Below are 13891 nucleotides of genomic sequence, written 5' to 3'. Positions count from 1 at the left end.
CCTGAATTGAACGCGTCTCCATGCCAGAGCGACCTTGCGCCGGGCGGGATGGCGAACGATCGGGGAAGGGGAACCGCCGCGCCGTGCGGCGGCGGCCCATTTCCTCTTCCCGCCCCAGCCGGTCAGGTGTTCGACCAGCCGCCGTCCACGCCCACCGCCTGGCCCGTCATCAGGCTGGATTCGTCGCTGGCCAGGAACACGGCGAGGTTGGCCACCTCCTCCGCGGTGCCGAGGCGGCCCATCGGCTGGCGGGCGATGAAGGAGGCGCGCGCCGCGTCGTAGTCGCCGAGCGCGCGCATGCGGCCCTGCAGCGAGGGGCTCTCGATCGTGCCGGGGCAGATGGCGTTGGCGCGGATGCCCTTGGTGATGAAGTCGGCCGCGATCGCCTTGGTGAGGCCGATCACGCCCGCCTTGGTCGCGCCGTAGACGAAGCGGTTGGGCGCGGCGATGGTGGAGGAGACGACCGAGGCCATGTTGACGATCGAGCCGCCGCCGGTCTCGATCATGGCGGGCAGGAAGGCGCGGCTCATGCGGTACATGGAGCGCATGTTGAGGGTGACGGAGAACTCGAAATCCTCCTCGGTGCAGTCGAGGATCGTGCCGTGATGCACGAAGCCGGCGCAGTTGAAGAGGATGGAAGGGGCCTCCTGCGCGGCCGCGAAGGCGAGGATCGCCTCGGGATCGCAGACGTCGAGGCGCGCGGTGACGATGCCGGGCGTGCCCGCGAGGCTTTCCAGCGCCGTCTCGTTGATGTCGGTCGCCACGACCTGCGCGCCCTCGCGGGCGAAGGCCAGCGCCGCCGCCGCCCCGATGCCCTGGCCCGCCGCCGTCACGATCGCGCGCTTGCCCTTCAGCCGATCCGCCATGGTTCTCGTATCCTCCCGGTTCCGGTCGATGATCCCGCGCCGAGGTAGAGCAGGCCGGGGGCCTTCGCGAAAGCCCTTTTGCGACCCTTCGGCGCCGCGTCAGCCCTCGGCCTGCCGCAGCACCGAGAGGAAGGCCGCGCCGTAGCGCTCGAGCTTGGCCTCGCCGATGCCGGGCAGGGCGGCCATCTCCTTCAAGGTCGAGGGCTGCTCCAGCGCCATGGCCTTCAGGGTCGCGTCGCCGAAGACGATGTAGGGCGGCACCCCTTGCGCCTTGGCGAGGCGCATCCGCTCGGCGCGAAGGGCCTGGAAGGTGACGAAGGCGTCCTCGGGCAGGTCCGCCGCCACGGGCGCGCGCTGCCCGCGGGCCTCGGTCGCCCGGCGCGGGCGGTCGCGGCGCAGCATCACCGTGCGCTCCTTGCGGAACACGGCGCGCGCGCCCTCGCCGAGCGCCAGCGCCCCGTGCGCGTCGTGGTTGACGACGACGAGGCCGGAGGCGAGGAGCTGGCGGAACACCGACTGCCAGACGCGCGCGTCGAGATCCTTGCCCTGTCCGAAGACCGGCTGGCCCTCGTGGCCGAAGCGCTTCACCTTCTCGGTCTCCTTGCCGAGAAGCACGTCGATGAGATGGCCGGTGCCGAAGCGCTCGCCGGTGCGGTAGACGGCGGCCATGGCCTTGATGGCGGCCTCCGTTCCGTCCCAGCTGTCGACGGGCGAGCGGCAGGTGTCGCAGTTGCCGCAAGGGGCGGGCAGCGTCTCGCCGAAATAGGAGAGGATCGCGCGGCGCCGGCAGTCCGTCGTCTCGCAGAGGCCGAGCAGCGCCGTCAGCTTGGCGCGCTCCACGCGCTTGACTTCCTCGGGCGCGTTGCCCTCGTCGATCATGCGCCGGCGCTGCACGACGTCGGCGACGCCGTAGCTCATCCAGGCGTCGGAAGGCTGGCCGTCGCGCCCGGCGCGGCCGGTCTCCTGGTAGTAGGCCTCGATCGAGGAGGGCAGGTCGAGATGGGCGACGTAGCGCACGTCGGGCTTGTCGATGCCCATGCCGAAGGCGGTGGTGGCGACGAGGCAGCACTGCTCGTCCTTCAGGAAGGCGTCCTGGTGGGCGTGGCGCAGCGCCGCGTCCATGCCGGCATGGTAGGGCAGGGCCGGCAGGCCTTCGCCGGCGAGCCAGCGCGCGGTCTCCTCCACTTTGGCGCGCGACAGGCAGTAGACGATGCCGCTCTCGCCCTCGTGCGTCTTCAGGAAGCGCAGGAGCTGCTGGCGGGCATTGTCGCGCTCGACGATCGCGTAGGCGATGTTGGGCCGGTCGAAGCTCGTGGAGAAGAGCCGCGCCTCCTGCAGCTCCAGGCGCTCGATGATGTCGGCCTTGGTCACCGCGTCGGCGGTCGCCGTCAGCGCGATGCGCGGCACGCCGGGAAAGCGGGCGCCGAGCTCGGCGAGCTCGCGGTAGTCGGGCCGGAAGTCGTGGCCCCACTGGCTGACGCAATGGGCCTCGTCGATGGCGATGAGCGCCACGCGCGCGCCTTCCAGGAGCCGGCGGAAGGAGGGCGTGGAGACGCGCTCGGGCGCGACATAGAGGAGATCGAGCGTGCCGGCCGAGATCTGGCGGCGGATGTCGCCCGCCTCCTCGGCCGAGACGGTGGAGTTCAGCGCGGCCGCCGAGACGCCGGCCTGGCGCAGCGCCTCCACCTGGTCGCGCATCAGCGCGATCAGCGGCGAGACGACGATGGCCACGCCCTCGCGGCACAGCGCCGGCACCTGGTAGCAGACCGACTTGCCCGCGCCCGTCGGGAAGAGCACGACCGCGTCGCCCCCTTGCGTGACGTGGCGCACCACCTCCTCCTGCAGCCCGCGGAAGGCCGAATGGCCGAACACCGCGTGGAGGACGTCGCGTGGATCCTTCAAGCCTCGGCCTCGCTCGCAGGTCCCGCAGCGGGACCGGAAGGGCGGGAAGTAGGGGAGGGCGGGGCCGCCCGTCAACGCCCGTCTCGCGCGGCGGCGCCTTGCCGCACGCGCTCGCGGCCCCGTCTCCTGCACGCGGGAGTGGCAAAAGGCGTGGGGAAAGACGCAGGATTCAGCCGCGGCGCTGGACATCGGCCGGCCGACACGGTCTTGAATAGCGTTCAAGAACGTGGACGACGCGCATGAACAGCCTGCCCTCCCGCGACGACCCCTCGGCCCTCGACGGCGAGCGTCTCAATTCGGCGCCCCTGCGTCTCGGCGTGCGGCTGAAGCTCGCGCGCCAGACGCGGGGCATGACGCTGAAGGCCGTGGCGGTCGCGGCCAACTGCTCCGAGAGCCTCCTGTCCAAGATCGAGAACGGCAAGGCCTCGCCCTCGCTGCCCATGCTGCACCGGCTGGTGGAGGTGCTCGGCACCAATATCGGCTGGATGTTCGAGGAGGTGGACGGGGAGGAGGGCATCGTCTTCCGGGCCGGCGCGCGCCCGCTCATCGCGCTCGACCCGCTGCGCCAGGGCGAGGGGATCGCGCTGGAGCGCGTCATTCCCTATTCGGCCGGCCATCTTCTCCAGTGCAACATCCATCATATCGGACCGGGCGGCACGAGCGCGGGGCCGATCCAGCATTCGGGCGAGGAGGTCGGCTACGTCATCGCGGGCGAGGTGGAGCTTTCGGTCGACGAGCGCGCCTTCCGGCTCGGCCCCGGCGACAGCTTCGCCTTCCGCTCCGAACTGCCCCATCACTACCGCAATGTCGGCACGGTTCCGGCGAGCATCTTCTGGGTGAACACCCCGCCCACCTTCTAGGCATCGAGGCCGGGAAACTGCCGCCGGAAGAGGCAGGTTCGCGATGTGGCGCCGCGGCATGCAAATGGCTTGACAGGAATTCAAGTTTCTTGAATTCTCCCCTCGCGCCGTAACGCGGCTCGGTCCATGACGGGCCGTTCGATCAAGGGGAACCGGACATGCGCCTGACCAAGCTTCTCGCCGGCGGTATCGCCACCGCCGCCCTTTCCCTCGCCCTCGGCGCCGCGGCGCCGGCCAGCGCCGACACCTACGCGCTCGTCACGATCAACAGCCAGGCCCTCTTCTTCAACCAGATCAACGACGGCGCGAAGGCGGCGGCCAAGGCCGCCGGCGCCGATCTCGTGATCTTCGACGCCAACAACGTGCCCTCCGCCCAGAACTCGGCGATCGAGACCTACGTCACCCAGAAGGTCGACGGCATCATTCTCGTGGCGATCGACGTCAACGGCGTGAAGCCGGCGATCACCGAGGCCAAGGCCGCCGGCATCCCGGTCGTGGCGATCGACGCGCAGATCCCGGACGGCGACAACGTCTCCTTCATCGGCGTCGACAACGCGGCGGCCGGCGCCGAGATCGGCAAGTTCTACGCCGACTACGTCAAGGCGCAGATGGGCGGCGAGGCGACCGTCGGGGTCGTGGGCGCGCTCAATTCCTTCATCCAGAACCAGCGTCTCGACGGCTTCAAGAAGGCGGTGACCGAGAGCGGCGTGAAGGTCGAGTTCCTCGACACGGTGGACGGGCAGAACGTGCAGGACGTGGCGCTCGGCGCCGCCGAGAACCTGATGACCGCCAATCCCGCGATGAAAACGCTCTACGCCACCGGCGAGCCGGCGCTCATCGGCGCGGTCTCGGCCGTCGAGAGCCAGGGCCGCCAGGGCGACGTGAAGGTCTTCGGCTGGGACCTGACGGCGCAGGCCGTCAAGGGCATCGACGAGGGCTGGGTGGCCGCCGTCGTGCAGCAGGATCCGGCCGGCGAGGGCAAGGCCGCCGTGGAGGCGCTCGTCAAGCTGAAGAAGGGCGAGAGCGTCGAGCCGATCATCAACGTGCCCGTGACGATCGTCACCAAGGAGAATGTCGACCAGTTCCGGCCGATGTTCAAATAGGTCGCTTCGCGCCCGGGTCGCCCACCGGGTCGCGGCGGTCCGTGCAGCCCGGTCCCCGGAAGCGGGGCCGGGCTGCACGGGTCCTTTCCAGACGGAGTTCTCCCCGATGACCGAAGCCGTGCCGGACCGCGTCCGGATGACCGGAATCTGCAAGCGCTACGGCCCGATCCAGACGCTCGACGACGTGACGCTGCATCTGGCGCCGGGCGAGGTGCTCGGCCTCGTCGGCGACAACGGCGCAGGCAAGTCGACGCTCTCGAAGGTCCTGTCCGGGGCCGTCGTGCCCGATTCCGGCACGATCGAGATCGACGGGCGCGCCGTCTCCTTCGCCTCGCCCGCCGATGCGCGCGCCGAGAGGGTCGAGATGGTCTACCAGGACCTGTCGCTCTGCGACACGGTGGACGTCGCCGGCAACATCTTCCTCGGCCGCGAACCGCGCCGGCGCCTCGCCGGCCTCTCCTTCCTCGACAAGCGCCGCATGCACGAGGAGGCGCGGGCCATGCTGGAGGCGCTCGGCATCGTCATCGCCGACACGCGCCTGAAGGTCGAGAACCTCTCGGGCGGCCAGCGCCAGTCCATCGCCATCGGCCGCGCGGCCTCCTTCGCGCCCAAGGTGCTCATCATGGACGAGCCGACGGCGGCGCTCGCCGTCGCCGAGGTGGAGGCGGTGCTGGAGCTCATCCGCACCGTCTCGGCGCGCGGCGTCAGCGTCATCCTCATCACCCACCGCCTGCAGGACCTCTTCCTCGTCTGCGACCGCATCCAGGTCATGTACGAGGGCCGCAACGTCGCCGAGCGGCGCATCGAGGACACCTCGATCGAGGACGTCGTCAACCTCATCGTCGGGCGCAAGTTCCAGGCCCGCTCGGCCGGCCATCGCGGCCCATCCACGGGAGCCCCCCTGTCATGATCCAGGCCACAGGCTCCGCGCAGGCCTCGCTCCACGCCCCCGCCGCCAGCGCCCGCGTGCGCCAGGCGACGCTGCGCGACCGCTTCGTCGCCAATGGCAGCGTCGCCTCCATCGCGATCTTCTTCGCGCTGGTCTGCGTCTTCTTCACGCTCTCGACCGACGCCTTCCTCTCCTCGCCGAACCTCCTCAACATCGTGCGCCAGTCCGCGCCGCTCCTCATCGTGGCGGCGGCCATGACTTTCGTCATCACCACCGGCGGCATCGATCTGTCGGTCGGCTCCGTCCTGGCGCTGGTCTGCGCGCTCTCGGCGGCCCTCCTGCAGGCGGGCATTCCCTGGCCGCTCGTCATCCTCGCCATGCTGGCTCTCGGCGGCCTCGTCGGCGCCGTCCAGGGCTTCTTCATTGCCTACGAGGGCATTCCCGCCTTCATCGTCACGCTTGCCGGCCTCTCCGTGATCCGCGGCCTCGCGCTTCTCATCACCGGCGGCTACTCGATCCCGATCGCGCCCGACAGCCCCTTCGTCGTCATGGGCCGGGGCTGGTTCCTTGGCGTGCCGATCCCCGCCTGGATCGCGCTCGCCGCCCTCGTCCTCGCCTGGACGGTGTTCAACCAGACGCGCTTCGGGCGCTACGTGACGGGCATCGGCGCCAATGCCGAAGCGGTGCGGCGCGCCGGCGTCGACACGCGCCGCACGGTGCTGATGGTCTATGTCATCTCCTCGCTCGCGGCCGCCCTCGCCGGCATCATCCTCGCCGGGCGCCTCGGCTCGGGCTCCTCGAACTCGGGCCAGGGCTTCGAACTGGAGGTGATCGCGGCGGTCGTCCTCGGCGGCACCTCGCTCTTCGGCGGGCGCGGCACGCTCGTCGGCACCGTCCTCGGCGCGCTCACCGTCGCCGTCATCGCCAACGGCCTCATCCTCTCGCATATGTCGCCCTTCCTCACGCCGATCATCACCGGCTGCATCATCCTCGTCGCGATCTGGCTGAACTTCCGCCTGTTCCGCGGCGCCGTGCGCAGGCGCTGACCCATGGCCCTCGACTTCCAGCCCCGCAGGAGCGCGCCCGACGGCATCGGCGTCGCGACCGGCCACGCCATGACCGTGCTCGGCCCCGTGCCGGTCGCCGAGATGGGCGTCACGCTCATGCACGAGCACATCTTCCTCGACGGGGAGAAATCCTGGTCCTGCCCGTGCCACCCGGCCGAGCGCGCCATCGCCGAGGCGCCCGTGCACATGGGCATCATCGGCGAATTGCGGATGAACCCCTATCTCAACCGCGACAACGTCTCGCTGACCGACGGGGACCTCGCGCTCTCCGAGTTGAAGATCTTCCAGGCGCTCGGCGGCCACACGGTGGTCGACCCCACCAATATCGGCATCGGACGCGACCCGGAGAAGCTGGCGCGCATCGCGCGCATGAGCGGGCTGAAGATCGTGATGGGCTCGGGCTTCTATCTCGAGCACACCCATCCCGACTGGCTGAAGGCCATGGATGTCGACGCGGTGACCGAATTCCTCGTCCACGACGTCGGCGGCCTCGCGCAGAAGCCGGAAATCCTGCCCGGCATCATCGGCGAGGTCGGCGTCTCGAAGGACTTCACGCAGGAGGAGCGCAAGTCGCTGCGCGCCTCGGCGCGGGCGAGCGCACTCACCGGCGTGCCGCTCTCGATCCACCTGCCCGGCTGGGAGCGCCTCGCCCACGACGTGCTCGACATCGTGGAAGGGGAGGGCGCCGCGCTCGCCCACACGGTCCTGTGCCACATGAACCCGAGCCACGACGACCTGCCCTACCAGGAAAGCCTCGCGCGCCGCGGCGTCTTCCTGGAATACGACATGATCGGCATGGACTACTACTATGCCGACGCCGACTCGCAGTCGCCGAGCGACGAGGAGAACGCGCGCGCCATCCGGGCCCTCGTCGACCGGGGCTTCGCCGGCCAGCTCCTCCTGTCGCAGGACGTGTTCCTGAAGATGATGCTCACCCGCTACGGGGGCTTCGGCTACGGCTACATCCTCCGGCATTTCGTGCCGCGGCTCCTGCGCCACGGCGTCGAGCGCGCCGTCATCGACCGGATGATGGTCGACAATCCCCGCGCCGTCTTCTCCGCCGCGGCCTGATCCGGGCGATCCCCGTCACCCCCGCCTCTTCCAAGGAACCATCCCATGTCCCGATCCAAGGTGCTCCTCGCGGGCGAATCCTGGGTTTCCACCGCGACCCATATCAAGGGCTTCGACCAGTTCCCGACCGTGACCTACCACCAGGGCGCCGACGAACTCCTGGCGGCCCTGAAGGACAGCCCCTTCGACATCACCTTCATGCCCGCCCACCAGGCCCAGCGCGACTTCCCGCAGACCATCGAGAGCCTGCGCGAATACGAGGCGGTGATCCTCTCCGACATCGGCGCCAACACGCTGCTCCTGCATCCCGACACCTGGATCCACTCGAAGACGACGCCGAACCGGCTGAAGCTCCTGCGCCAATATGTCGAGGAGGGCGGCGCGCTCCTGATGTTCGGCGGCTATTACTCGTTCCAGGGGATCAACGGCGGCGCGCGCTACGCCCGCACGCCCGTCGAGGATGTCCTGCCCGTCACCTGCCTGCGCTTCGACGACCGCGTCGAGGTGCCCGAGGGGTTCCGCCCGCATGTCACGGGCGCGCCGAGCCATCCGATCCTCGAAGGGCTGGGCCGGGAATGGCCGGTCCTCCTCGGCTACAACGAGGTCGAGCTGAAGCCGGGCGCCGAGGTCCTCGCCACCGTGTCCGGCGACTACGGCGACCAGCCGCTCCTCGTCACCGGCACCTACGGCAAGGGCCGTTCCGTCGTCTGGACCTCCGACGTCGGACCGCACTGGCTGCCGCAGGCCTTCATCGCCTGGGAGGGCTATGCCAGGCTCTTCTCCGCCATGCTCGCCTGGGCGATCGCCAGGGATTGAGCCATGGTCGTCCATGTCGTCGGCAATGTCGGCCTCGACCTGACATTCGCCCTCGCGCGCCTTCCGCGCGCCGGCGAGACGCTGAACGCGGCCTCGGGCGCGCGGGGGCTCGGCGGCAAGGGCGCCAACCAGGCCGTCGCCGCGTCCCGCACCGGCGCGCCGACGGCGTTCCACGCCGCCATCGGCTCCGATCCGGAGGGCGCGCTCATCCGCGCGCGCCTCGCCGATGAGGGGCTGGACCTTGTCGGGCTCGTCGCGATGGAGGGGCCGAGCGACGTCTCGGCCATCCTCGTGGACGCGGCCGGCGAGAACGCCATCGCCAGCCTCGTGGCGCGCGCCCGGGGCTTCGATCCTTTGGCCGCCGGCATCCTGCCGGCCCGTCTTGCCGCGGGCGACGTCCTCCTCATGCAGGGCAACCTGCCGCTGGAGACGACGCTGCGCTGCCTCGCCCATGCACGGGGCGCGGGCGCGACGACGGTCCTCAACGCGAGCCCGCTCGAGGACCGCGACGCCTGGCGCTTCGACGCCGTCGACTGGCTCGTCGTCAACGCGATCGAGGCCAGCGCCCTGTCGGGCGCCGAGGACCGCGAGGAGAGCGTGCGCCGCCTTCTGCGGCGCGGTGCCCGCGCCGTCCTCCTCAGCCTCGGCGCCGGCGGCGCGCTCCTCGCCACGGGCGGGGGCGAGACCCTTCGCGTGCCCGCCAGCGCGGTCGCGGCACGCGACACGAGCGGGGCGGGCGACGTCCTGTGCGGCCTCTTCACCGGCCTTCTCGCGCTCGGCCGCTCGCCGCAGGCGGCGCTTCGCATCGCGGTCGCGGGCGCGGGCATCGCCGTGACGCGCGTCGGCACGCTCGCCTCCTGTCCCTCGGCGACCGAGATCGCCACCCTCCTCTCCTCGACGACGGAACCCCATCCATGAGCGCCCAACCCATCGGCCCGTCCGCCGGCGACGCCATCACCTCGATCTTCGGCCGCGCCAAGGCGGTGATCGGCGTCGTCCATCTCCTGCCGCTGCCCGGCGCCCCGCGCTTCGACGGCGAGGCGGTGGAGGCGATCTACCAGCGCGGCCTCGACGACGCGCGCGCCTATCTCGAGAACGGCTGCGACGGCGTGATCGTCGAGAATCACGGCGACGTGCCCTTTTCCAAGCCCGATGCGATCGGCCCCGAGACGGCCGCGCATATGAGCGTCGTCTCCGACCGCATCCGCCGCGAACTCGGCCGGCCGATCGGCATCAACGTCCTCGCCAATGCCGCCGTCCCCGCGCTCGCCATCGCCAGCGCCTCGGGCGCGGCCTTCGTGCGCGTCAACCAGTGGGCCAACGCCTATGTCGCCAACGAAGGCTTCGTGGAAGGGGAGGCGGCGCGCGCCATGCGCTACCGCGCCCAGCTGCGCGCCAAGGGCGTGCGCATCTTCGCCGACGCCCACGTGAAACACGGGGCCCACGCCATCGTCGCCGACCGGCCGGTGGAGGAGCAGGTGAAGGACCTCGTCTTCTTCGACGCCGACGCGGTGATCGCCACCGGCCAGCGCACCGGCCACGCCGCCGATCTGAGCTATATCCGCATGATCAAGGAGGCCGCCGGCCTGCCCACGCTGGTCGGTAGCGGCGTGACGGCGGAGAATGTCGGCGACATCCTCGACATCGTCGACGGCGTGATCGTGGCGAGCTCGCTCAAGCATGGCGGCGTCTGGTGGAACGCGGTCGATCCGGCGCGCGTGAAGCGGTTCTGCGCCGGGCTGAAGCGGTGAGCGGCACGCCGGGGATCGACGCGGCCCGGCTTGGCCGGCGTCTCGAGACCTTCGCGCGGATCGGCGCGACGGCGCGCGGCGGGGTGGACCGGCAGGCACTGACGGACGGGGACGCGGAGGCGCGCGCGCTCCTGGCGCAGCTCGGGGCCGCGCGGGGCTTTCGCGTCGAGCAGGACGGCGCCGCCAACCTCTTCCTGCGCCGGCGCGGCCGCGACGACGCCCTGCCGCCGCTCCTCCTCGGCAGCCATCTCGACACGCAGCCGACGGGCGGCCGGTTCGACGGGGCGCTCGGCGTCCTCGGCGCGCTGGAGGTCCTGGAGAGCCTGGAGGACGCGGGTCTCCCGACGCCGCGCGCCGTCGAACTCGTGGCCTGGACCAACGAGGAGGGCAGCCGCTTCCTGCCCGGCGCCATGGGCTCGCAGGCCTTTGCGGCGGGCGCCCTCGACCCGGCCTGGCTCGCGGCCCGCGACGGGGCAGGGACGAGCCTTGCGGACGCGCTGGCCCGGACCCTTCAGGCCCTGCCGCACGTGCCCCGGCGCCCGCTCGGCACGCCCATCGCCGCCTATCTCGAACTCCACATCGAACAGGGCCCTGTGCTGGAGCGCGAGGACGTGCCCGTGGGCGTCGTCACCGGCATCCAGGGCACGCGCTGGCTCGACGTGACGCTGACGGGCGCGGCCGCCCATGCCGGCACGACGCCGCTCGCCTATCGCCGCGATCCGATGGCGGCGGCCGCCGCCGCGCTTTCGAGCCTTCTCGGCACCGTGATGGCGCGGGACGAGGCGGCGCGCCTCACCGTCGGCCGCATCCGCGCCGAACCGGGCTCGGTCAACGCCATCCCCGAGCGCGTCGCCTTCACGCTCGACCTGCGCCACCCCGTGCTCGCCGAGCTCGACGCCATCGAGCGCGCCGCCCGCACCGCCATCGAGGCGGCCGCGAGAGACGCGCGCTGTCAGGCCGAGATGCGCACCGTCTTCGACATGGCGCCCGTCGCCTTTCCCCCCGCCATGGCCGATCTCGTGGAGGCGGCGGCGGGCGAGGCGGGTCTTGCCGCCCGGCGGATGATCTCGGGCGCCTTCCACGACGCCCTGTTCCTGGCCCGCCGCGCCCCGGCGGCGATGATCTTCGTGCCCTGCCGCGAGGGCATCAGCCACAACGAGGCCGAGTTCGTCGAGCCGCGTTTCGTGGAGGCGGGCGCCCGGGCGCTGATGGCCGCCACCCTGCGCTGGCTGGCCGCCCCGATCGAGCGGCTCTGACCTTCGGTCGACGCAAGACGACGAGGCCCGGCCGCGCGAACGGCCGGGCCTCGTCGTCTCATGCCGCAGGGTTCAGGCGCTGAGGCGCTCGAAGCCGCCATCCTCAAGGTCGAGATCCATGCCGGGACGCGGCAACGCCTTGGCGGGACCGCGCGCCGGCGCGACGCCTCCTTGCGCTGCATCGGCGCGCGGCCGGGCGAGGGCGGGCGCCAGGCCGACCGCCTGCTCGACCTTGAAGAAGGCGGTGCGCTCGTCGAGGCGCCTCGCCTGGGCCGACAGTTCCTCGGAGGTCGCGGCCATCTCGTTGGCCGCCCCGGCATTGGCCTGGGTGACCTGGTCGAGCTGGTTGATCGCCTGGTTGATCTGCTCGATGCCGACCGACTGCTCGCGGCAGGCCGCCGAGATCTCGGAGACGAGCTCGGCCGTGCGGCGAATGTCCGGCACGAGCTCGCGCAGCCGCTCGCCCGCCTCCTCGGCGACCGCGAGCGTCTGGCCGGACAGGGTGCCGATCTCGGAAGCGGCGAGGGCGGAGCGTTCGGCGAGCTTGCGCACTTCCGATGCCACCACCGCGAAGCCCTTGCCGTGCGTGCCCGCGCGCGCCGCCTCGATGGCCGCGTTCAGCGCCAGAAGGTCGGTCTGGCGCGCGATCTCCTGCACGACGCGCGTCTTGTCGGAAATGGCGCGCATCGCCTCCACCGCCTTGGAGACGGCCGCGCCGCTCTTCTCGGCGCTGACGCTCGCCTGGCGGGCGATCGTCTCGGTCTGCGTGGCGTTGTCGGCGTTCTGGCGCACATTCGCCGTCATCTCCTCGATCGCGGCGGACGCTTCTTCGGAGGCCGCGGCCTGCTCGGTCGAGCCCGAGGAGAGCTGCTCGGCGGTCGCCGAGGACTGCGCGGACCCGGCGGCGACCTGCGCGGCCGAGCGCGTCACGTCCTGCACGATGCCCGAGAGATTGGCGCTCATGGCGTTCATCGACGTCAGGAGAACGGCGATCTCGTCGCCGCCCCGCACCTCGACCCGCCGCGACACGTCGCCCGAGCCGATCTCGTTCGACAGGGTCACGGCCCGGCGAAGGCCGGCGACGATGGAGCGCGAGAGGAGGAGCGCGGCCAGGGCGCCCAGCGCCACGGCCGCGACCACGAGAACGAGAAGCGTCGTGCGGGTGGAGACGAAGGCGGCCTGCGCGTCTTCGACATAGCCGGCCGCAAGCGTCGCGTTGCGCGCGTTCAGCGCGTCGACGCGGTCCACCAGGGCCAATGCGTTGGGCACGAAGCGCTCCGCGTTCAGAGCCATGGCGCGGCCGAAATAGTTGTTCAGCCCATAGGCGAGAAGCGTGCGCTCGGCGCCCTGAAGCCCGGTCCAGGCGGTCTTGGTGGCCTCCACGAGAGCCGGGCTGCGCGTGCCGGCGGAGGTCGCGGCAAGGCGCGCGAACATCGTGTCGACCTTGGCATAGAGGGCCGTCAGGTCGCCCTCGATCCGCTTCAGCTGGGCCGGATCGGTCCGCACCACGGAGGCGATGGCGGAGGTGCGGCTGCGCAGCACCTCGACCTGGAGATCGGCGAGGAGGGAGAGGGCGGCGAGCGTGTCGGGGCCGGGCGAGGCGAGGATGTCGGCCTTCAAGGCCGCCGCCGCGGCGATGAAGGCGTCCGAGCCGGGCTTGGTCTCGTCCATGCCCCGATTGCCGGCCAGCGGATCGGCGAACTCGGCGACCGCCACGGTCTCGTCCGTCGCCGCGCGCAGTCCGGCGACCGCCGCCTTCAGCTCCGCCAGCCCCTCGTCCTCGGCCGCGGCCGTCTCCAGCGACAGTTTCGCGATATTGTCGTCGATGGTGCTCCAGCTTTCCGCGATGTCCTGTTTCGCGAGCGCGGCGTCCTGCGTGTCGCTCGCGAGGATGACGCGCAGCATCGCCCTTCGGATATCCATGACGCGATCGTGGATGGAACTGCCGATCACGGAGAGCGCATAGGGGCCCTCGGCGAAACCCGTCATCATGGCGTTCGTCCGCGACAGGCTGGTGATGCCGAGAAGGCCCGAGCCGCCCAGCATGAGAAGAACCGCCGCGAAGGAGGCGACAAGCTTGGTCTTGATCGTCAGTTGCATGAGAGTGCCCGGATGATGGAGGGATGACCCATCAGGCAGGCGAACGTTTAACATAAGTCTTACGTAAGATAAGTTTCAGGGACGAGTGAAGGGCGACCCCTTCTCGGCGGCTTCGAGACCGGACGGCGGGGCGAACGTCCCGACCGGGGCCGGTCAAGAAACGCGCTGTCCGGCGCCGGCCGGGCGATGGGCCGTCGCGCGACGGCGAAC

The 13891-nt window shown here is 71.1% G+C and carries 12 protein-coding genes; 9 read left to right on the top strand and 3 right to left on the bottom strand.

Annotated elements, in window-relative coordinates:
- Positions 1 to 122: 122 nt before the first annotated feature.
- Positions 123 to 866, bottom strand: a complete 744-nt coding sequence (locus ASG48_RS10465; RefSeq protein WP_055849103.1) for an SDR family oxidoreductase — start codon at positions 864 to 866, stop codon at positions 123 to 125.
- 99 nt (positions 867 to 965) lie between these two features.
- Positions 966 to 2768, bottom strand: a complete 1803-nt coding sequence (recQ, locus tag ASG48_RS10460; RefSeq protein WP_244486867.1) for a DNA helicase RecQ — start codon at positions 2766 to 2768, stop codon at positions 966 to 968.
- A 239-nt stretch (positions 2769 to 3007) separates the two neighbouring features.
- Here recQ and ASG48_RS10455 point away from each other — a divergent pair, with 239 nt between their 5' ends.
- The 9 genes from ASG48_RS10455 to ASG48_RS10415 all read left to right on the top strand — a co-directional run bounded on the left by ASG48_RS10455 (position 3008) and on the right by ASG48_RS10415 (position 11581).
- A complete protein-coding gene (locus ASG48_RS10455; RefSeq protein WP_055849097.1) occupies positions 3008 to 3628 on the top strand; it encodes a cupin domain-containing protein in 621 nt (206 codons plus the stop codon).
- Positions 3629 to 3786: 158 nt separating this feature from the next.
- The gene (locus ASG48_RS10450; protein WP_055849090.1) at positions 3787 to 4731 is read left to right on the top strand and encodes a substrate-binding domain-containing protein; all 945 of its coding nucleotides are present in this window, start codon (positions 3787 to 3789) and stop codon (positions 4729 to 4731) included.
- Positions 4732 to 4837: 106 nt separating this feature from the next.
- Positions 4838 to 5641 carry an ATP-binding cassette domain-containing protein gene (locus ASG48_RS10445; protein ID WP_055849088.1) on the top strand — a complete coding sequence of 268 codons (804 nt, stop codon included), beginning with the start codon at positions 4838 to 4840 and terminating at the stop codon, positions 5639 to 5641.
- The gene (locus ASG48_RS10440) at positions 5638 to 6666 is read left to right on the top strand and encodes an ABC transporter permease (protein WP_082529397.1); all 1029 of its coding nucleotides are present in this window, start codon (positions 5638 to 5640) and stop codon (positions 6664 to 6666) included. Before ASG48_RS10445 ends, ASG48_RS10440 begins: the two co-directional genes overlap by 4 nt.
- A gap of 3 nt (positions 6667 to 6669) precedes the next feature.
- On the top strand, positions 6670 to 7758 hold the full coding sequence (locus tag ASG48_RS10435) for a phosphotriesterase (RefSeq protein ID WP_055849085.1): 1089 nt from the start codon (positions 6670 to 6672) through the stop codon (positions 7756 to 7758).
- A 45-nt stretch (positions 7759 to 7803) separates the two neighbouring features.
- Complete coding sequence (locus tag ASG48_RS10430; protein ID WP_055849083.1) at positions 7804 to 8574, top strand: glutamine amidotransferase; 771 nt, start codon at positions 7804 to 7806, stop codon at positions 8572 to 8574.
- Between the two features lie 3 nt (positions 8575 to 8577).
- Complete coding sequence (locus tag ASG48_RS10425; protein ID WP_055849081.1) at positions 8578 to 9492, top strand: PfkB family carbohydrate kinase; 915 nt, start codon at positions 8578 to 8580, stop codon at positions 9490 to 9492.
- Positions 9489 to 10325, top strand: coding sequence for a BtpA/SgcQ family protein (locus ASG48_RS10420; protein WP_055849078.1), 837 nt, complete (start codon positions 9489 to 9491; stop codon positions 10323 to 10325). The genes ASG48_RS10425 and ASG48_RS10420 overlap by 4 nt, the downstream gene beginning before the upstream one ends.
- Positions 10322 to 11581 (top strand): hydantoinase/carbamoylase family amidase, encoded by a 1260-nt coding sequence (locus ASG48_RS10415; protein ID WP_055849075.1) that lies wholly within the window; start codon positions 10322 to 10324, stop codon positions 11579 to 11581. The genes ASG48_RS10420 and ASG48_RS10415 overlap by 4 nt, the downstream gene beginning before the upstream one ends.
- 72 nt (positions 11582 to 11653) lie before the next feature.
- Here ASG48_RS10415 and ASG48_RS10410 read toward each other — a convergent pair whose 3' ends face one another.
- Complete coding sequence (locus ASG48_RS10410; RefSeq protein ID WP_055849073.1) at positions 11654 to 13681, bottom strand: methyl-accepting chemotaxis protein; 2028 nt, start codon at positions 13679 to 13681, stop codon at positions 11654 to 11656.
- Positions 13682 to 13891 lie beyond the last annotated feature (210 nt).

Origin of the sequence: Aurantimonas sp. Leaf443 (assembly GCF_001425575.1) — a bacterium.
Classification (GTDB): domain Bacteria; phylum Pseudomonadota; class Alphaproteobacteria; order Rhizobiales; family Rhizobiaceae; genus Leaf443.
Note: the sequence above shows the minus strand (reverse complement) of the source record. Positions and strands in the feature narration are given on the sequence as shown.

What these genes read in the sequence shown, in the direction of transcription:
- ASG48_RS10465 (WP_055849103.1), bottom strand. Translation starts at nt 866, where the DNA reads ATGGCGGATCGGCTGAAGGGCAAGCGCGCGATCGTGACGGCGGCGGGC.
- ASG48_RS10455 (WP_055849097.1), top strand. Translation starts at nt 3,008, where the DNA reads ATGAACAGCCTGCCCTCCCGCGACGACCCCTCGGCCCTCGACGGCGAG.
- ASG48_RS10450 (WP_055849090.1), top strand. Translation starts at nt 3,787, where the DNA reads ATGCGCCTGACCAAGCTTCTCGCCGGCGGTATCGCCACCGCCGCCCTT.
- ASG48_RS10445 (WP_055849088.1), top strand. Translation starts at nt 4,838, where the DNA reads ATGACCGAAGCCGTGCCGGACCGCGTCCGGATGACCGGAATCTGCAAG.
- ASG48_RS10440 (WP_082529397.1), top strand. Translation starts at nt 5,638, where the DNA reads ATGATCCAGGCCACAGGCTCCGCGCAGGCCTCGCTCCACGCCCCCGCC.
- ASG48_RS10435 (WP_055849085.1), top strand. Translation starts at nt 6,670, where the DNA reads ATGGCCCTCGACTTCCAGCCCCGCAGGAGCGCGCCCGACGGCATCGGC.
- ASG48_RS10430 (WP_055849083.1), top strand. Translation starts at nt 7,804, where the DNA reads ATGTCCCGATCCAAGGTGCTCCTCGCGGGCGAATCCTGGGTTTCCACC.
- ASG48_RS10425 (WP_055849081.1), top strand. Translation starts at nt 8,578, where the DNA reads ATGGTCGTCCATGTCGTCGGCAATGTCGGCCTCGACCTGACATTCGCC.
- ASG48_RS10420 (WP_055849078.1), top strand. Translation starts at nt 9,489, where the DNA reads ATGAGCGCCCAACCCATCGGCCCGTCCGCCGGCGACGCCATCACCTCG.
- ASG48_RS10410 (WP_055849073.1), bottom strand. Translation starts at nt 13,681, where the DNA reads ATGCAACTGACGATCAAGACCAAGCTTGTCGCCTCCTTCGCGGCGGTT.